Source organism: Armatimonadota bacterium (assembly GCA_031460175.1).
Taxonomy (GTDB): domain Bacteria; phylum Sysuimicrobiota; class Sysuimicrobiia; order Sysuimicrobiales; family Sysuimicrobiaceae; genus Sysuimicrobium; species Sysuimicrobium tengchongense.
Genome location: JAVKGW010000004.1, coordinates 1 through 18,303, shown reverse-complemented (window position 1 = coordinate 18,303; position 18,303 = coordinate 1). Strand labels below are relative to the sequence as shown.

The 18,303-nt window shown below is 69.7% G+C and carries 17 protein-coding genes; 16 read left to right on the top strand and 1 reads right to left on the bottom strand.

The window, feature by feature from the left end; translation table 11 throughout:
• Positions 1-24: 24 nt before the first annotated feature.
• From infA to QN206_06490, 16 genes are all read left to right on the top strand, one after another.
• Positions 25-246 carry a translation initiation factor IF-1 gene (infA, locus tag QN206_06565; protein ID MDR7614473.1) on the top strand — a complete coding sequence of 74 codons (222 nt, stop codon included), beginning with the start codon at positions 25-27 and terminating at the stop codon, positions 244-246.
• A gap of 44 nt (positions 247-290) precedes the next feature.
• Positions 291-404, top strand: a complete 114-nt coding sequence (rpmJ, locus tag QN206_06560; GenBank protein MDR7614472.1) for a 50S ribosomal protein L36 — start codon at positions 291-293, stop codon at positions 402-404.
• A 10-nt stretch (positions 405-414) separates the two neighbouring features.
• On the top strand, positions 415-798 hold the full coding sequence (gene rpsM / locus QN206_06555; protein ID MDR7614471.1) for a 30S ribosomal protein S13: 384 nt from the start codon (positions 415-417) through the stop codon (positions 796-798).
• Positions 799-807: 9 nt separating this feature from the next.
• Positions 808-1,194 (top strand): 30S ribosomal protein S11, encoded by a 387-nt coding sequence (rpsK, locus tag QN206_06550; GenBank protein ID MDR7614470.1) that lies wholly within the window; start codon positions 808-810, stop codon positions 1,192-1,194.
• A gap of 18 nt (positions 1,195-1,212) precedes the next feature.
• Positions 1,213-1,839 (top strand): 30S ribosomal protein S4, encoded by a 627-nt coding sequence (gene rpsD / locus QN206_06545; protein MDR7614469.1) that lies wholly within the window; start codon positions 1,213-1,215, stop codon positions 1,837-1,839.
• A gap of 13 nt (positions 1,840-1,852) precedes the next feature.
• On the top strand, positions 1,853-2,818 hold the full coding sequence (locus QN206_06540) for a DNA-directed RNA polymerase subunit alpha (GenBank protein MDR7614468.1): 966 nt from the start codon (positions 1,853-1,855) through the stop codon (positions 2,816-2,818).
• Between the two features lie 21 nt (positions 2,819-2,839).
• A complete protein-coding gene (rplQ, locus tag QN206_06535) occupies positions 2,840-3,184 on the top strand; it encodes a 50S ribosomal protein L17 (GenBank protein ID MDR7614467.1) in 345 nt (114 codons plus the stop codon).
• 30 nt (positions 3,185-3,214) lie between these two features.
• The gene (locus QN206_06530; GenBank protein MDR7614466.1) at positions 3,215-4,051 is read left to right on the top strand and encodes an energy-coupling factor transporter ATPase; all 837 of its coding nucleotides are present in this window, start codon (positions 3,215-3,217) and stop codon (positions 4,049-4,051) included.
• The gene (locus QN206_06525; protein ID MDR7614465.1) at positions 4,048-4,914 is read left to right on the top strand and encodes an energy-coupling factor transporter ATPase; all 867 of its coding nucleotides are present in this window, start codon (positions 4,048-4,050) and stop codon (positions 4,912-4,914) included. The genes QN206_06530 and QN206_06525 overlap by 4 nt, the downstream gene beginning before the upstream one ends.
• Before the next feature lie 3 nt (positions 4,915-4,917).
• Positions 4,918-5,730 (top strand): energy-coupling factor transporter transmembrane component T, encoded by an 813-nt coding sequence (locus QN206_06520; GenBank protein MDR7614464.1) that lies wholly within the window; start codon positions 4,918-4,920, stop codon positions 5,728-5,730.
• A 121-nt stretch (positions 5,731-5,851) separates the two neighbouring features.
• Entirely contained in the window at positions 5,852-6,862 is a 1,011-nt protein-coding gene (locus QN206_06515) for a hypothetical protein (GenBank protein ID MDR7614463.1), read from the top strand.
• The gene (locus tag QN206_06510) at positions 6,825-8,510 is read left to right on the top strand and encodes an ATP-binding protein (protein MDR7614462.1); all 1,686 of its coding nucleotides are present in this window, start codon (positions 6,825-6,827) and stop codon (positions 8,508-8,510) included. Before QN206_06515 ends, QN206_06510 begins: the two co-directional genes overlap by 38 nt.
• Before the next feature lie 2 nt (positions 8,511-8,512).
• Entirely contained in the window at positions 8,513-9,685 is a 1,173-nt protein-coding gene (locus tag QN206_06505; GenBank protein MDR7614461.1) for an exonuclease SbcCD subunit D, read from the top strand.
• Entirely contained in the window at positions 9,673-12,738 is a 3,066-nt protein-coding gene (locus QN206_06500; GenBank protein MDR7614460.1) for an SMC family ATPase, read from the top strand. Before QN206_06505 ends, QN206_06500 begins: the two co-directional genes overlap by 13 nt.
• 48 nt (positions 12,739-12,786) lie before the next feature.
• The gene (locus QN206_06495; protein MDR7614459.1) at positions 12,787-13,920 is read left to right on the top strand and encodes a DGQHR domain-containing protein; all 1,134 of its coding nucleotides are present in this window, start codon (positions 12,787-12,789) and stop codon (positions 13,918-13,920) included.
• Between the two features lie 93 nt (positions 13,921-14,013).
• A complete protein-coding gene (locus QN206_06490; GenBank protein ID MDR7614458.1) occupies positions 14,014-15,444 on the top strand; it encodes an aminomethyl transferase family protein in 1,431 nt (476 codons plus the stop codon).
• Positions 15,445-16,967: 1,523 nt separating this feature from the next.
• Here QN206_06490 and QN206_06485 read toward each other — a convergent pair.
• Entirely contained in the window at positions 16,968-18,059 is a 1,092-nt protein-coding gene (locus QN206_06485) for an alcohol dehydrogenase catalytic domain-containing protein (GenBank protein MDR7614457.1), read from the bottom strand.
• Between the last annotated feature and the right edge of the window lie 244 nt (positions 18,060-18,303).

Sequence of the window (18,303 nt, the reverse complement as noted above, 5' to 3'; positions counted from 1 at the left end):
ATTAACGTTTGCGCGGAAAGAGGGATGTCCGCAAAGAAGGACGTCATCGAGGTCGAGGGGACCGTGGTGGAGGTCCTCCCGAACGCCATGTTCCGGGTGGAGCTGGACACGGGCCACCGGGTCCTGGCCCACATCTCCGGGAAGATGCGGATCCACTTCATTCGCATCTCCCCCGGGGACCGGGTGAAGGTGGAGCTGAGTCCCTACGATCCGACCCGGGGCCGGATCACGTACCGGTATCGGTAAGCGTCTTTCCGCGGGGAGGTCCCCGGTAAGAGGGAGGGAAAGGGATGAAGGTTCGGAGCTCGGTGCGCCGGATGTGCGAGAAATGCAAGATCATCCGCCGCCACGGGCGGATCCGGGTGATCTGCGAGAACCCCAAGCACCGGCAAAAGCAGGGCTAGGGAGGGGGAGATGGCACGGATCGCGGGGGTGGACCTTCCGCGGGAGAAACCCGTGGAGATCGCCCTGACCCACATCTACGGCATCGGTCGGTCCCGGGCCTACGAGGTCCTGGTGCACACGGGGATCCGTCCGGGCGTACGGGTGCGGGACCTCACGGAGGAGGAGGTCTCCCGGATCCGGGAGTTCGTGGAACGGAACTACCGGGTGGAGGGGGACCTCCGCCGGGAGGTGGCCATGAACATCCGGCGCCTCATCGAGATCGGGTCCTACCGGGGCCTACGCCACAAACTGGGACTTCCCGTGCGGGGGCAACGCACCCGTACCAACGCCCGCACCCGCAAGGGCCCCCGCAAGACGGTGGGGACCGGTCGGCGGGCGAAGGCCAAGAAGTAAGGAGGGAGTATGGCGCGCAAGGGAACCCGGCGGCGTCGGGAGCGGAAGAACGTCCCGCTCGCGCACGCCCACATCCAGTCCACCTTCAACAACACCATCGTGACCATCACGGATCCCCACGGCAACGTGCTGGCCTGGGCGAGCGCGGGCACCCAGGGGTTCAAGGGGTCCCGGAAGGGGACCCCGTACGCCGCGGGGCTCGCCGCGGAGGCCGCGGCCCGGAAGGCCATGGAGCACGGGGTGCGGACCGTGGAGGTGTACGTGAAGGGACCGGGACCGGGCAGGGAGGCGGCCATCCGGTCCCTGCAGAGCGCGGGGCTGGACATCAGCCTCATCAAGGACGTGACCCCGGTCCCCCACAACGGGTGCCGGCCTCCCAAGCGCCGGCGGGTGTAGGAAAGGAGGATCGCACGGATGGGACGCTACACGGGCTCGGTGTGCCGGCTGTGCCGGCGGGAAGGCGTGAAGCTCTACCTCAAGGGCGAGAAGTGCTATACGGACAAGTGCCCCCTCGTCAAGCGGCCATACCCGCCCGGGATGCACGCGGGGAGCGTGCGGCGGAAGGCCTCGGAGTACGGGCTTCGGCTGCGTGAGAAGCAGAAGCTGCGCCGCATCTACGGGATCTACGAGCGGCAGTTCCGGCGGTACTTCGAGGAGGCCGCGAAGGCCAAGGGCGTGACCGGCACCCGGCTGCTGCAGCTGTTGGAGACGCGTCTCGATAACGTGGTCTACCGCCTGGGGCTGGCGAGCTCCCGCAAGGAGGCCCGGCAGATGGTCGTCCACGGCCACATCGCGGTGGACGGCCGCAAGGTCACCATCCCCTCCTACCAGCTCAGGCCCGGGCAGACCGTCGGGCTCACGGAGCGGGGCCGGCGCAACGAGCGCACGCGGGTGCTCCTGGAATCCCATTCCACCCGCCCTCCCTCCTGGCTGGAGTTCGATCCGGAGACGGCCACGGGTCGGGTCCTGGCGCTCCCCAGCCGGGAAGAGATCGACGTCCCGGTTCAGGAGCAGCTGGTGGTCGAGTTCTACTCGCGATAGGGGAGGTGGTGGTGTGAGCGTGTTCGGTCTTTGGGAACTCACCAAGCCGCGGGTGGAGTACGTGGAGCTCTCCGATACCTACGCCCGGCTGGTGGTGGAGCCTCTCGAGCGGGGGTTCGGCACCACCCTGGGGAACGCCCTCCGCCGGGTCCTCCTGAGCTCCATCCCGGGCGCCGCGGTGACGTCCGTCAAGATCGAGGGGGTCCTGCACGAGTTCAGCACCATTCCGGGAGTGGTGGAGGACGTCACCCAGATCGTCCTCAACCTCAAGGAGCTGGCCATCCGGCTGCACACGGACAAGCCGAAGCTGTTGCGTCTGGAGGCCCGCGGCAAGCGGGAGGTGACGGCCCGGGACTTCCAACCCGATGCGGAGGTGGAGATCCTGAACCCGGACCTCGTGATTGCCACCATTGACCGAAAGGACGCCCGGCTGGCCATGGAGGTGGTGGTGGAGCGGGGCAAGGGCTATGTGCCCGCGGAGAAACACCGTCGCAGCGAGCATGTGATCGGCGTCATCCCCGTGGACTCCGTCTTCTCTCCCGTGCAGAAGGCGAACTTCCTGGTGGAGGATGCCCGGGTCTCCCACGGCGCGGAGATGGAGCGGCTGGTGTTGGAGGTCTGGACCAACGGGGCCGTGCGCCCCGACGAGGCCATCACGGAGGCCACCCGCATCCTCATTGACCACTTCCGCCTCATCGGCGGCATGACGGAGCAGGGAGCGGTGCAGGAGGGCGCGGTGCGGGATCCCGAGCTCCAGAAGCTCCTCAACATGCCCATCGAGGAGCTGGACCTCTCCGTCCGGCCCTACAACTGCCTCAAGCGGGCCAACATCCACACCGTGGGGGACCTCATCCAGCGCACGGAAGAGGAGATCATGAGCGTGAAGAACTTCGGGAAGAAGTCCCTGGACGAGGTTGTGGAGAAACTGGCGAAGCTGGGCCTGTCCCTGCGCAAGAAGGGCGAGGAGGCCCGGGCGTAGGAGGCGGTCATGGGCACGGGCGTGAAGGGACGCAAGCTGGGTCGGGACACGGGGGAGCGGCTGGCCCTGTTTCGGGCCCTCGTGACCGCCCTCTTCCGGCACGGCCGCATCCACACCACGGAGGCGAAGGCGAAGGAGGCGAAGAAGATCGCCGATCGGCTCATCGCCCTCGCCCAGGAAGGGACCCTCCACAGCCGGCGGCAGGCGGCCCGCCTCGTCCAGGACAAGGAGGTCCTGCGCAAGCTCTTCCGGGAGATCGCTCCCCGCTACGAGCGGGGGCGAGGCGGATATACCCGCATCGTCAAGGATCTGCCCCGCAGGGGGGATGCGGCGCCCATGGCCTACCTGGAGCTGCTGGAGAAGTAGCTTGCGGTGGCGGACCCGGGGGACGTTCTCATCGAGCTGCGCGACGTCTCCTACGTCTACCGGAAGGGAACGCCCGAAGAGGTCCGGGCCCTCGACCATGTGCAGCTCACCATCCGGTCCGGGGAGTTCGTGGCCCTGGTGGGCGCGAACGGCTCCGGGAAGTCCACCCTGGCCCGGCTGCTGAACGCCCTCCTCCTGCCCACGGAGGGGGAGGTGTGGGTGGCGGGGATGGACACCCGGGATCCCCGTCACCTCTGGGAGATCCGGCGGCGGGTGGGCATGGTCTTCCAGAACCCCGACAACCAGATCGTGGCCACGGTGGTGGAGGAGGACGTGGCCTTCGGTCCCGAGAACCTCGGGCTTCCCCCCGAGGAGATCGCGCGGCGGGTGGAGTGGGCGCTGAGGGTGGTGGGCATGGAGGAATACCGCCACCGGGAGCCGCACCTCCTGTCCGGAGGCCAGAAGCAGCGGGTGGCCATCGCGGGGGTCCTGGCCATGCGGCCAGAGGTCCTGGTCCTGGACGAGGCCACCACCATGCTGGACCCCCAGGGCCGCCGGGAGGTGTTGGAGACCGTGCAACGCCTGCGGGAGGAACGCATCACCGTCCTCCTCATCACCCACGACATGGACGAGGCCGCCCTCGCGGAGCGGGTGGTGGTGCTCTCCCGGGGCCGGATCGCCATGGACGGGCCTCCGGGAGAGGTGTTCAGCAGACCCGAGCAGGTGCGGGACCTGGGCCTGGATCTCCCGGAGATCGTCTCCCTCGCCCACTGTCTGCGCCGGCACGGGGTTCGGTTTCCCTCCCTGCCCCTCACCTCCGAGGCCCTGAGTCGGGAGATCCTCCGGGTCCGGGAGGGAGTGCGGTGAACGGCGGTCCGCTCCTCGCGTGTCAGGATCTCACCCACGTCTACCTGGCGGGCACGCCGCTTGCCTCCGTGGCCTTGCGGGGCGTGACCCTCTCCATCTACCGGGGGGAATCCGTGGGCATCCTGGGGCCCACGGGCTCGGGTAAGTCCACCCTGGTGCAGATCTTCGCGGGCCTGTTGCGGCCCACGGGCGGCCGGGTCTGGGTGGGGGGCGTGGAACTCGGCGGCCGCGGGGTGGACCGAAAACGGATCCGGCAGCGCATCGGGCTCGTGTTCCAGTATCCCGAGCACCAGCTCTTCGAGGAGACCGTGTTCGAGGATGTGGCCTTCGGCCCCCGCAACCTGGGTCTGGGCCCCGAGGAGGTGGCGGAGCGGGTGGAGGAGGCCCTGAGCCTCGTGGGCCTTGCGCCGGAGAAGTTCAGGCATCGGTCGCCCTTCTCCCTCTCCGGAGGCGAGATGCGGCGGGTGGCCATCGCGGGGGTCCTGGCCATGCGGCCGGAGGTCCTCATCCTGGACGAGCCCACCGCGGGCCTGGATCCCCAGGGCCGCCGGGCCCTGTGGGAGCTCGTCCGGAGGCTCCGCGGGGAGCGCCCGGATCTCACCCTGGTCCTGATCTCCCACCGCATGGACGAGGTGGCCCGCATATGCGAACGGGTGGTGGTGCTTCACCATGGGCAGGTGTACCTGGACGCGCCCGTGCGGGAAGCCTTCCGCGAAGCCGCACGCCTGCGGGAAATCGGCCTGGACGTGCCCCGGGTCACGGACGTGCTCCTGCGCCTACGGGCGGCGGGCCTGCCCGTGCGCACGGACCGCCTCACCGTGGAGGAGGCCTGCGCGGAGATCGTGCGAGCCCTTCGGAGCTGATTTGTGGAGCTCCTGCGTTCCCTCTCCATCGGTCAGTACATCCCCCGGGACTCCCCCGTGCACCGGCTCGATCCCCGCACCAAGATCCTGGCCACCGCCGCCTTCATGGTGATCCTGTTCCTCGTGCGGGGGTTTGGGGGATTCGCGGTGTTCGCCGCGTTTCTCGGGATCACCTTCGCCCTCGCCCACATCCCCATCGGGTTCGCGCTCCGGAGCCTGCGCCCGGTTCTCTTCCTGCTCCTCCTCGCCCTCCTGCTGCAGCTCTTCTTCGGAACCCCGGAGGGAGGGACGGTGCTGGTCCGGATGGGCCCCCTCGTGGCCACCCGCGAGGGACTTCTCCAGGGACTGTTCGTTACCGCACGCCTGGTCCTCCTCATCGTGGGCACTTCCCTACTCACCTACACCACCTCCCCCGTGGCCATCGCGGACGCCCTGGAGCACCTGCTGAACCCCTTCCGGCGGATCGGAGTTCCCGCGCACGAGCTCGCCATGATGATGACCATCGCCCTCCGGTTCATCCCCACCCTCGTGGAGGAGACGGAGAAGATCATCAAGGCCCAGATGAGCCGGGGCGCGGACTTCGAGTCCGGAGGGCCCCTCCGGCGGGCCCGGGCCCTGCTGCCCGTGCTGGTTCCGCTTTTCGTGGGCGCCTTCCGCCGGGCGGAGGAGCTCGCCCTCGCCATGGAAGCCCGGGGCTACCGGGGCGGGGAAGGGCGCACCCGCATGCGGCAACTGCGCTACACCTCCCACGACGCCTTGGCCGCCGTCACGTTGGTCGCGGTGGGGGCCCTGGGCCTCCTGCTCGGCCGCCTTTAACCCGCCCACCGGCAGGAGACCTCCTCTCTCGGCCCGAACACCGGTGAGGTGGAACCCGCGGCCGCAAAAAAATCTTGCGATTCGAACACGGGTTCGGCATAATTCCGTGTACGGGGGCCGGATGTTCGGGGGACTGAGGATTCGCCTGGATCCGTGGGACGCGGACTACGGCCCGGAGCTCTCCGCGGAGGAGGAGCCGGAGGGGCAGAAACCCGACGTGCTCCCGGACGTGGAGCTGCCGGAGGAGGCATGGCGTCCCATATCCCCCACGGACCCCTTCCTTCCGGACCGCATCTATTTCGTGGATGGGGTCCGGCGCCTCGATGCCCGGGTGGTGGTGGAAGGGGAGCCGGTGGCGTACGGGGCTTTCGGGAGCTTCGCCGCGGGGAGCGTTTCCGTGCGGGACGGGGTTGCCCAGTTCGGCCCTTCGCTGGTGGATCGGATCCTCGTGGTGGGGGGCGGGAAGTCCTTGGACGAACCGGTTCCCGTGATGCCGGGGGCCGTCTACCGGCCGGTGAGCATCGGGAAGCGGGATTCGGAAGCGCCCCTTCAGAAACTGCAGGAGGAGATGCGGCTTGCGGAGGAGCGGCTCGCCCGTGAGCTCGCGGACGCGGACCGCACCCTGGTGGTGGTGGACGGCCCTCTCACCTTCGCGGATCCCGTGCGGGGGGCTGCGGTGGGCTTCATCAAGCACATCTCCCGCTTCTACCTCACCGCCCCGAAGAGCCTCCAGATCCTGCGCGATCTCCCCACGGGCGCCCGCACGCCCCTCTTCGGTCTCCACAGCGCCCGCCGGTTTGCCCGCTACTCGTGGTTCCTGCGGCTGACCCCCCCGGCCGCGGGCGATCCCCCGTTCTCCGGCATCGTGCGGCTCGAGGTCTCGGAGACGGTGGGGCTGGAGACCGCAAGGCGCCTGGCGGACGCCACCGCCTGGGCCCTCCCGCGGTTCGTGCGGTCCCGGGGCACGGATCCGCGGGCCCCCCAGAACCTGGCCCCCGTCGGCGCCCTCGAGGCGCAGCTTCGCCGGCGGCTCGGGGATCGCCTCCTGCTCCGGCGGCACATCCAAGCCCTCATCGTTCGGGAGGTGCGTTCCCGTGGAGACGAGGATTCGGCCGTCCGTCCAATCCCCTGAGGTGGGAACCCCGGGCGGCGGGGTCGTCCTGGGAACCCTGGACGCCACCCCCTTGGAGTTCTGGCTCGGCGTGCAGGAAGGCGGAGTGGTGCAGCTGGACGATCTCGTGGTGGCGGAGACCGCGCTTCCCGACGGGCAACGGGTGCGGTTCTACGGGGTGGTGGATCAGGTCCGCAAGCGCTACGAGGGCACCTATTACGACAACGACGCCTTCCGGGTCACGGACGGGACCCTGCCCGCGGACGTCTCGTACGCGGCCCACGTGCAGGTCACCCGCATCGACCCAGAGGTGTTCGTCCCGCCCTCTCCCGGGGACCGGGCCTGGGTGGTGCGGGGGGAGGAGTTCCAGCGGGCCCTGTACTTCGACACTTTCGCCCGCAGGATCCCCATCGGCCTCACCCGGACCGGGGAACCCGTCTACGCCAACCTGGAGTTCTTGGACGGGACCCGGGGAGCCCACGTCTCCATCAGCGGGGTCTCGGGGGTCGCCACGAAGACCAGCTACGCCACCTTCCTCCTCTACGCCCTCTTCCACTCCGGCGCCCTCGGCACGGACGCCACCAACGCGAAGGCCCTCGTCTTCAACGTGAAGGGGGAAGACCTCCTGTGGCTGGATCAGCCCAACGCCCGGCTGGATGAGGGAACCCGGGCGGAATACGCGCGTCTGGGCCTGCCCGCGGGCCCCTTCCGCAGCGTGGCCTTCTACGCCCCCGCCAAACGGCACTCCCGGGTTCCCGTCCCGGACGTGGGAAGCCGGAGCACCGGTGTCCGGCCGTACCTCTGGACCCTCCGGGAGTTCTGTCGGGAAGGGCTGCTGCGGTTCTGCTTTGCGGAGGCGGAGGATGCCCGGGCCCAGATCTCCTTCGTGGTGGCCCGGGTGGAGAACCAACTCCGCCGCATGGCGGAGCAGGGCGATCCCGAAGACCCCGGCCTCACCGTGGATGGCCGCCGCATCACCACCTTCTGGGAGTTCGTGGACCACCTGAATGCTTTGGTGGAGGGCTGGGTTCAGGCGGCTCCCGGCACCCTGGACGCCTTCCGCCGGCGCCTCCACGCCGCCGCGGATCGCATGGGTCACCTCGTGCGGGGGGACCTGGACGCGGTGGGATGGCGCATTGACTGGCAGGCACAGCAGGTCACCGTGGTGGACCTGCACACCCTCTCCGGCCAGGCCCAGATGTTCGTGGTGGGGGTGCTCCTCAAGCGCATGATGGAGGAAAAGGAGCGGCGGGGGACTTCCCGGCCGCTCGTGTTCGTGGTCCTGGACGAGCTCAACAAGTACGCGCCCCGGGAGGGCAGCAGCCCCATCCGGGACGTGCTTCTGGACATCGCGGAGCGGGGGCGATCCCTGGGGGTTTCCCTGTTCGGGTGTCAGCAGACCGCGAGCGAGGTGGAGCGTCGGATCCTCGCGAATGCTGCCCTCAAGGTGGTGGGCCGGCTGGATCCCGCGGAGGCGGAGCGGGGAGAGTACGGATGGCTCACGCGCACCGCCCGGCTGCGGGCGCAGCTCTTGCAGCCCGGCACCATGATCGTCTCCCAGCCCGACATCCCTACCCCCTTGCTCCTGCGCTTCCCCTTCCCTGCCTGGGCCACCCGGCGGAGCGAGGCCGCCCTGCCGGAGGACGAGGATCCCTTCGCCCGCCTCTAGCCATGCGCATCGTCCACACCAGCGACTGGCACGCGGGCCGGCTCTGGCGGCAGGTGAACCGGCTCCCGGAGCTCGCCACCGCCCTGGAGGACCTCGCGGACTTCCTCGAGCGGGAGCGGGTGGATGTGCTCCTCATGTCCGGGGACGTCTTCGATTCCCCCCTCCCGCCCGCGGAGGCGGAGCGGGTGGTGTTCGAGTTCTTCAAACGCATCGGGACCGCCGGGGTGCAGACCGTGGTGGTGGCGGGGAACCACGACAGTCCCGTGCGGCTGCAGGCGTGGGGAACCCTGGCGGAGCTCGTCAACGTCCGGGCCGTGGGCAGGCCTCTTCGGGCCGAGGAAGGGGGGGTGCTGGAGCTCGGAACCCGGTCCGGGGAGCGGGCGGTGGTGGCCGCCATCCCCTTTGCCCCGGTCGGCGCCTTCGTGCGGGCCCTGGACCTCGCGGGGACGGACACCGAGGCCCACCAGCGGTATGCCCACCACCTCCAGCGGATGGTGGATCACCTGGGGAGGCGATTCCGGGCGGACGCGGTGAACCTCCTCGTGGCTCATACCTTCGTGGAAGGCGCGGTGCTCTCGGGGTCCGAACGGGAGGTCCACGTGGGCGAGGCCTGGGCCGCGACCCCTCAGGCCCTCCCCCCTCAGGCCCACTACGTGGCCCTGGGCCACGTGCACCGCCCCCAGCGGGTCCCTGCTTCCCCCGCCCCCGCGGAGTACGCGGGCTCGGTGCTGCAGCTGGACTTCAACGAGGCGGGCGAGGAGAAGTCCTTCGTCTTCATCCCGGAGGCGGTTCCCGGCCGGCCCGTGCGAACGGAGAGAATCCCGTACCGGGGCGGGAAACCGCTCCTGGACGTGCGGTGCACCCTGGAGGAATTGGAGCGCCGGGCTTCGGATCTCCGGGGAAGGGGGTGGATCCGGGTCACCGTGCCGCTCGCCGCGCCGGACCCCGACATCGGGACCAAGGTGCGGCGGGTCCTGCCGGAGGCGGTGGCGGTGCGGGTGGAGCTCCCGGAGGCAAAGCCCGCGCCCTCGACCCCGGAGCGCCGGCACCTGAGCCCCCTGGAGCTCTACCGGTTGTTCCACCGCGCCCGGTACGGCGCGGAGCCCTCGGAGGCACTGGTGGCCGCCTTCGAGCGGTTCCGGGAACGGGCGGAGGAAGCCGCATGCGGCCGCTGAAACTGCTGCTGGAGGGCTTCACCTGCTTCAAGGAGGGACAGACCCTCGACTTCGCCTCCCTGGACCTCTTCGCCATCACGGGGCCCACCGGCGCGGGCAAGACGAGCCTGCTGGATGCCATGATCTTCGCCCTCTACGGCCGCATCCCGCGGGTGAGCCGCCGGTATGCGGAGCTCATCTCCCTGGGCCGGGACCGGATGTCCGTGGTCCTGGAGTTCCGGGTGCTGGACCGCCGCTTCCGGGTGGGGCGGGTGGGACGGCGGGGCGGCCCCGCTCAGGCGATCCTGGAAGAGATCCTGGACGGCGGCGCCCGGGTGCTGGCGAGCGGGGTCCGGGAGGTGGATCGGGCCGTCCAGGACCTCCTGGGCCTCCCATATGAGGCCTTCACCCAGGCCGTGGTGCTGCCCCAGGGGGAGTTCGCCACCTTCCTCAAGAGCCCTCCCGGGGAGCGCCGGGAGATCCTCCGCAACCTCCTGCGGTTGCAGGTCTACGAGCGGATGCGGCAGCTGGCCCAGGAGGAGCGCCAGGCCCTGGAGGGCAGTTGGCGGGGGCTACTGCGCCTGTGTGAGGAGTACGCGGACGCCACCCCGCAGGCCCTGCGGGCCGCGGAGGAGGAGGTGGGGAGACTCCGGAGAGCGCGGGACGACCTCGGCCTCCAACTCCGCGAGCTGGAGCGGCGGCTGGAGGTCCTGGTAGAGCTCCGCCGGAAGACCGCGGAGCTCGAGACCCTCCGGGAGCGGGAGCGGGCCCTGGACGCGCAGGAGAAGGAGGTCCGCCGAGCCGCGGAGCGCCTGAGGCGGGCGGAGCGGGCCAAGGAGGTTCTGCCGCAGCTTGCGGGCGCGGAGTGGGCCCTGGAGCAGGCCCTCCTCGCCACGAGGCGGGCGGAGGCGGTGCGGGAGGAACTGGAGCAGGCGCGCCGGGTGTGGGAACAGGCCCGGAGGGACCTGGCCCGGGCGGAGGAAGAGGCCCGGCGCATCCCGGCCCTGCGGGCACGGATCCGCGCCCTGGACGAGCTCCGGGGAATCGTGGAGGCCTGTGCCGCGGCCAGAAGCCGGCTCGAGGCGCACCGGAGCCACCTGGAGGGGCTCGAGGCGGAGGTGACCCGGACCCGGTCGGAGTTGGAGCGGCTGGAGGCAACGGTTCGGGGGATCCGGGCCGAGGTGGAGGCGGCGGAGGAGAGCTTGCGGATCCTCGGGTACGAGGAGTCCGTGGACCGGTTGCTGGAGGAGGTCTCGGAGCGGGCCGCGGAGTTGAGGCAGGCCCGGGCGGAGCTCGAGCGGATGGCCCGCGAGGCGGAAGCCCTGGAGACCGAGGCCCGGAGGGCCCACGAGAAGCAGGTGGAGGCGGAGCGGGCCACCGCGCAGGCCCAGGATGCCCTCCGCCGGGCCGCAGAGCGGGCGGAGGCATGGGATCGGCAGGTGCAGGAGGTCCGCATGCACCACGCCGCGCACGCCCTGCGGGCCCGGCTCCGACCGGGGGAACCGTGTCCGGTTTGCGCCCAACCCGTGGTCCGGTTGCCTCCGCAGCCCCCCCTTCCGGAGCTGGAGCGGTTGGAAGACGAGGCCCGCCGGGCCCGGCAGGATCTGGAACAGGCGAGGCAGGATCTGGAGCGGGCCGCGGCCGTGCACGCGGCGGCGAGGGCCGCGGCAGAGGAGAAGGCCCGTGGGGCCCAGCAGGCCCGGGAACGCTGCCTGGAGCTCCGCGAGCAGGTCCATGCGTGGGCGGAAGAACTGGAGGAGCGGGTAGGCCCGCACGTGGCCGGCGAGCCGGGCAAGACCATCGAGGAGCGGATCCGCGAGGCCCTGCGGCGCGTGCGGGACAAGCGGCGGCAGCACGCACGGGCGAAAGAGCACCTGGAGGCGAGACGGAGGGAACTGCTGGCCGCGCAGGAGCGCGCCCGCCATCTGGAAGATCGGCTGATCCGGCTGCAGGGGGAACGCGAGGAGGTCCGGCTCCGGCTCGCCGCGGAGGAGGAAGTGGTGCGGGGGTACGAGCGCCGCGTCCGGGAGGTGACGGACGCGGAGGATCCCTTGGCGGAGCGGGATGCCCTGGAGCGGGAAGCGGAGGGGCTCCTCGCGGCCCTCGCACAGGCCCGCGAGGCCGCCACCCGGGCCGAGGCGGAGGCCGACCAGCTGGCCGTCCGGCTCCAGGAGGCGGAGCAGACCGCGCGGCGTGCCCAGCAGGAGGCGGAGGAGCAGAAGGCTCAGGCGGAGGCCGCGGCCCGTAAGGCGGGCTTTCGGGATCTGGAGGCGGTGCGGGAGGCGGCGCTCGCGGAGGCGGAGGGGGAGCGGCTCCGGCAGCTCGTGGAGACCTACGAGGCGGAGCGCCGGAGCGTCCGGCAGCAGCTCCGACGGCTGGAGCGGGAGCTGGGGGAGGAGGCGGTGACGGAGGAAGCCCTGCAGCGGGCCCGCAAGGAGCGGGAGTCCCTGGAGGCCGCCTACCGGGAAGCGGTGGAGCGGGTGGCCGCCGCGGAGCAGAACCTCGTGCAGCTGCGGGAGCGGGTGGAGCGGGCGGAACGGCTGCGGAAGGAGCGGGCCCAGCTGGAGGCCGAGTACACCCTCATCCGGCAACTGGCGGACGACCTGCGCAGCGAGCACTTCCAGGAGTTCGTGCTGGAGGAAACCTTCCGGGAGCTGGTGGCCGGAGCCTCCGTGCGTCTCCTGCGGTTCAGCCACCGCTACACCCTCGAATACGGCGAGGACGGGTCGTTCGCGGTGGTGGACCACGACAACGCGGGGGAGCGCCGCAGTGCGGACACCCTGAGCGGCGGGGAGACCTTCCTGGCCTCCCTGAGCCTCGCCCTGGAGCTCAGCGAGCAGGTGCAACGGTCGAGCGGGGCCGTGGCCCTCCACAGCCTCTTCATCGACGAGGGCTTCGGGACCCTGGACCCCGAGACCCTGGATCACGTGGCCTGCGCCATCGAGGCCCTCCAGACGGGCGGCCGGATGGTGGGCATCGTCACCCACCTCCAGGAGCTCTCCGCGCGTCTGCCGACCCGGGTGGTGGTGGAGAAGCGACCCGAGGGCTCCCGGGTCCGGGTGGTCACGGACTAGGAGCGGGGGCTGCGGACGGTGTAATGGAACTGAAGGAGGGGGAGCGACATGCTGGCGACCCAGATCCGCCAGAAGGACGGGGTCTTCTACTTCGTGGCGTACCCCGCGGAGGATCTGCTGAGCCGGGTCCGGTTCATGAGCCGGTACTACGGGGAGGGGGAGCAGATCGCGCCGGAGCCCGTCCCGGAGGGGGACGAGATCGCCCAGTTCATCGCCCGCATCGAGCGCAGCGACCGCGCCTTCCAGCGGGCGCTGTCGCGTCGCAAGGTCCGGGACATCAAGAACTTCTACGAGACCGCGGGCGAGCAGCCCCCGATTCCCGGTACCATCCTCCTCTTCACCCCCGAGCACCTGCACTTCGAGCCCCTGGACCGGTACGAGACCGTCGGGGACCTGCAGGAACCGCTCGGAAAGTACCTCATCATCGACGGCCAGCACCGGCTCGCGGCCCTGGAGTTCTACCGGCGGGAGCGGCCGGAGGAGGCCAGGACCATCTACGTGCCCTGCGTCATCTTCGACGGTCGCAGCGAGGACTTCGCCGCGGAGATGTTCGTCATCATCAACGCCACCCCCACCCGCATCAACAAGAGCCACCTGGTGGAGCTCTACGAGCGGGTGACGTGGTGGCAGGCCACTCCGGAGAAGAAGTTCGCGGCCCGGGTCGTCCGGATGCTGTACGAGGAGCCCAGTAGCCCCCTCCGCTACCGGATCAACCGGCCGGGCGGCCGCAGCCGGCAGGAGAAGTGGATCCTGCAGGCGGAGCTCTTCAACGAGCTGCACCGGTGGGTGCGACTCACCTGGCCGCAGATCCAGGAGCGCGGCCTCCAGCCGCAGGATTACTACGGTGTCCTGCGGGACTTCCTCAAGGCCGCGGAGCGGGTATGGGGGGAAGCCTGGGGCAACCCCAATTACATGGTGACCCGGCCCGTGACCCTCAAGGCCATGATCCGGGCCTGCGCGGACCTGGCCGCGGAGGACGCGGAGCCGGAGGAAGGCCGGGTGGACCGGTGGGAGGAGCGGCTGCAACCGTGGGCGGAGCTGCGGCGGATGTTCCGGACGGACGGCTTCTACGAACGCTTCCCCGCCAAAGGGCAGGTGGAACGCACCGGCCGCATCCACCGGGAGCTCGCCCGGGCCGCGGGGATCCAAACCGCCCTCCGGGATCGGCGGGGTTGGCGGTAGATCGGTGCGTTTCCCGCCACCGCGCTCTTCCCGGACGAGGGTCGGACCCGTACAATTCCGGATCGGACATCTCAAGCCACGGGGAGGCGGACCATGACGGGATCTCGGAAACCACGGAACCTGCAGGAGCTGGTGGACTCGGTGCCGAACCTCGTGGATTACCTCTTCCGCAACCCCAAGGGAGCCCTTTACCGGTTCATCTCCTACGCCATGCCCTCCCCCTACGTCTCCCCGGAGTTCACGAACTGGCGGGACGAGCAGCGGTCGTGGTGGGAGTCCGTGGGGCTGTCGGACCAGTCCTTTCACATGACGAACCTCTGGGTTCGGGGACCGGACGCCTTCCGCTTCCTGGAGCGACTGGCGGTCAACAGTTTTCAGGGGTATGTGCCGGGGCGGGCCAAGCAGTTCATCGCGTGTTCTCCGGACGGATACTTCATCGGAGATGCCGTGCTGTACTACCTGGCGCCGGAGACCTTCGTGCTGGTGGGGGTGGACACCACCATGAACTGGGTCCAATACCACGCGCAGGCGGAAGGGTACCGGGTGACCGTCGAGCGGGACCCGCTGTTCTCGGACAACCCCACGGGACGGCGGACCCTGTACCGGTTCGAGCTGGAGGGGCCGAAGGCCACGCCGCTCATGGAGAAGCTGGTGGGCGGACCGCTGCCGGAGATCAAGTTCTTCCACTTCACCACGCTGCCCATCGCGGGGTGTCAGGTCTGGGTCCTGCGGCACAGCATGACGGGCTCCCCGGGGTTTGAGCTGAGTGGTCCGTGGGAGGACCGGGAGCGGGTGCTGCAGGCCATTCTGGAAGCGGGGAGGGAGTTCGGGCTGCGGCGCATCGGTTCCCTCGCATACTTCACCAACGCCCTGGAATCCGGGTGGATCGCGGGGCCCATGCCTGCCGTCTACACGGGGGAGGCGCTCCGGCCGTATCGGGAGTGGCTGCCGACCACCGCCCCGGAGGCCACGGGGGCCATCGGGGGGAGCTTCTACTCCCCCAACATCGAGGACTACTACCTCACGCCCTACGACCTGGGTTACGGGCGCATCGTGAAGTTCGACCACGACTTCGTCGGACGGGAGGCGCTGGAGCGGTTGGCACAGAAGCCGCACCGCCAGAAGGTGACCCTGGTGTGGAGGGCGGAGGACGTGCTGGAACTCATGCGGCGGAGTCTATTGGCGGACGGAACGCCGGCAAAGCACCTGGACCTCCCCGTGAGCATGTACGCGCGGTGGAAGTACGACCGGGTGGAGGACGGACGGGGGAACCTCGTCGGGATCTCCCAGTGGACGGGGTACGTGGCGAACGAGCGGGCGGTGCTCTCCTTGGGGATGGTGGACGCCGCGTACGCGGAGCCGGGGACCGAGGTGGTGGTGATCTGGGGGGAGGACGGAGGAGGGGCCCGGAGCGGACCGTGGATCGAACGGCACGAGCCCATGCCCGTGCGGGCCACGGTGGCGCCCGTGCCCATCAGCCGCGTGGCCCGGGAGTACTGGGCCGCGGTGAAGGCCAGGCGCTGATCGGGAGGAGGCCCGGCGAGCGGGTGGACCGATGCTCCGGAATCACGGCGCGAACCTCTGGCCATCTCTGGTCGGGCCCACGCGTTGACCTACCCAGCATTGGGTCTCGTAGCGCTGGTGCTGGACAATCCCGACCAAGCCACCGCGATGTTCGAGTGGGGAACGCGAGCCCGCGGATTCGACCCCGTCTCGGCGTTGGCTCGGCGGATGAGCAGCGAGCTACGGGCCTACCTGGGAGAATCAGAGGTGCTTGCGCGGCGCTCCGGAGATCCCGGACGCGTAATCCGGACTCGCGGTGAGATTCATCGGGTTGTCCCCCTGTACCGTGAGATGCTGGTTGGCCGGCCCTGTGACCTGCAGGCGTCCTGCTGGCTAGGCCTGATCCTGATGCTGGCAGAGCGGACCGGGGAGGCCAGAGATGCCTTCTCCTGCGTTGTCGAACGGGCTCCAAACAGCGCGGATGCACGGATGGTGCGGCGGCTGGAGCGATATCTGCCGCACCGATGAGATCCGGGAATACGGAAGGACCGATGGGGTCTGCTGTACGCAGTTCCGTCGTGGTTTTGGGCCGGTCTGGCGCTGCGGGCGTTGCTCCTCGGTGTCCACTACCCCTGGGACCTGCAGACCTTCTACAACATGTTCGCGGACCTGGCAAGGGGAGCGTCGCCCTACGGGACGTTCCGGTCGCTTTCCGGTGTCGCCGGAGCCCTCTCGGGGATCGAGGCGGACGTGCGGCTGGCAGCCTACGAGTCCTGCGCGTACCCGCCGCTTCCGGCGTTGCTTTACTGGCCCCTGGCGAAGCTGGTGGCGTTCAAGGTGCCCTTGTGGATCTCGGACGTCGCGATCGCGGCGCTGCTGTGGCGGGTGGCGGGGGAAGACGCGGCCCGAGCGTTTTCCCTGAACCCGCTGATCGTCCTTGTGACCGGTGCGTGGACCATCGACACGCTGATGGTCCTGCCCACCCTGGCAGCCTTCTATACCTCTTTGCGCGGCAGGTGCACATGCGCGGGCTTCCTGCTTGCGGTCGGCGTGCTCGTGAAGTGGCTGCCGGTCATTTTCTGGCCGACGGTGGGCATCTGGCTCTGGAACCGGCGCATCCCCGCTCGGGAGCAGCTGTCCTTTCACGGGGCCTTTCCGCTGCTGTTGGCGATCGGCCTCGTCCCATGGTGGCCAGAGATCGTGCCTGTCCTGCGCTTCCACGCGGAGAGACCCGGCGCGCACCTGACGGCGCACGCCCTGGTGCACTTGCTGCAGGCGTGGAAAGAGGAACCCGGGTGGAGCGGGACGGGAAGCCCTGCGTCGTGGTCCTCTCCAGGGTGGCGGACGGGTGAGCGCGGCGCGAGGTGGGGATGGAGCCCACCTCTCCCTTCGGACGCGTGTGTGCTCGCATTCAAACAATTAGGTAAGCCGTCGACGAGAGGTGCAGGGGGCTGGAATGGCGCAGGGGACGCTCGAGGAGCGGGTGGCGTACCTCGAAGGAAAGGTGGAGGAGCAGACCCGCGGGTCCGCCGAACTCCGATTTTCTATCTGCTCGGATCGATGCTCACATGCACCGCCTGCTCCCCTGGAACGTCGCCCGCAAGGACGTCGATCGCGTACCTGGCCTCTTCCAGGCCGAAGGTGTGCGTGTGGAGCTTCTCCAGAGGGAACCGACGCGACTCAATGATCTTGATGGCCTCGATGTAGGCGCGTGCGTCCACACTGTAGGCACCCACCACCGTCGCACCTTTGCCGATGATCGCGTCCGTGACGAGCGGGATGGGCCTCCGTCCCTTCAGGCCTGCGAGCACCACGCGCCCCCCGTGGCGCACGCACTCGATGGCATCGAGCACCGGTTGATGCGCCATGGGCGTCACATCGAGGACCACGTCGGCTCCCACACCGTCCGTGATTTCGCGCACACGCTGAACTGTGTCCTCTTCCTCGACATTGATCACGTAATCGGCGCCCAGTTCCTTCGCCAGTTCGAGTTTGTGGGCATCCCGTGCCAGGCCTGTCACGATCACCGTGCCGGCACCGCCCATCTTCGCGGCGATCACCGCCATCAACCCCCGTTGCCCCGGCCCCAGGATCAGCACCGTGTCTCCGGCCGTGACACCGCCCAGGTGGAGGACCCAGCGAACCCCGGCGCCCAGGGGGTTGAACATGACCGCCACGTCCGCCGGCAAGGTCTTGTCCACCTTGTGGAGGATCGCGTTCGGGTGTAAGTACAGATACTCGGCGTACCCGCCCCACAGGGGCGGGTCGCGGGTGATCGGCGTGTTCCCTCCGTATCCGCCCGGCCGATTTCTACAGAACATGTAGCGCCCGGTCAGGCACAGCTCACAGAAGCGGCACGGGACGATGATCTCCACCGCCACCCGATCACCGACCTGCACCCCCCAGCGCTGGGCCGCGCGCTCGCCCACCTCCTCGATGACGCCGAGGATCTCATGGCCCGGGATGCAGGGCGGCCGCGGGTGCTCACCCCGGATCATCTCGATGTCACTCCCGCAGATGCCGCAGCGCTCGATCCGTAAGAGCCCCTCATCCGGCCCGATTTTCGGGCGGGGGAACCTGTGGATTTCGAGTACCCCCGGACCGGTGAGTACCGCAGCGCGGACAAGCTCCGACATCTAGACCTCCGTCCCGATCCCTCTGATTCTGATTTCTCCTCCCGGCCCGCGGGATCCTTCTGGGGAGAGACCTACTTGAGCAGACTGGAAGCAACCCAGCTTCAGCGAGTCGCGGGGGGCGAGGCCGTACCGTCTAGCACCCGCCACACCGCGGAGACGGCCCGTTGCGTCCTGCGGTCCCTGCCCAATCCCTTGCCCGCCACCGCCGCCAGGGTGCGCCGCTGAAGCGCGCGTTCGACCACGG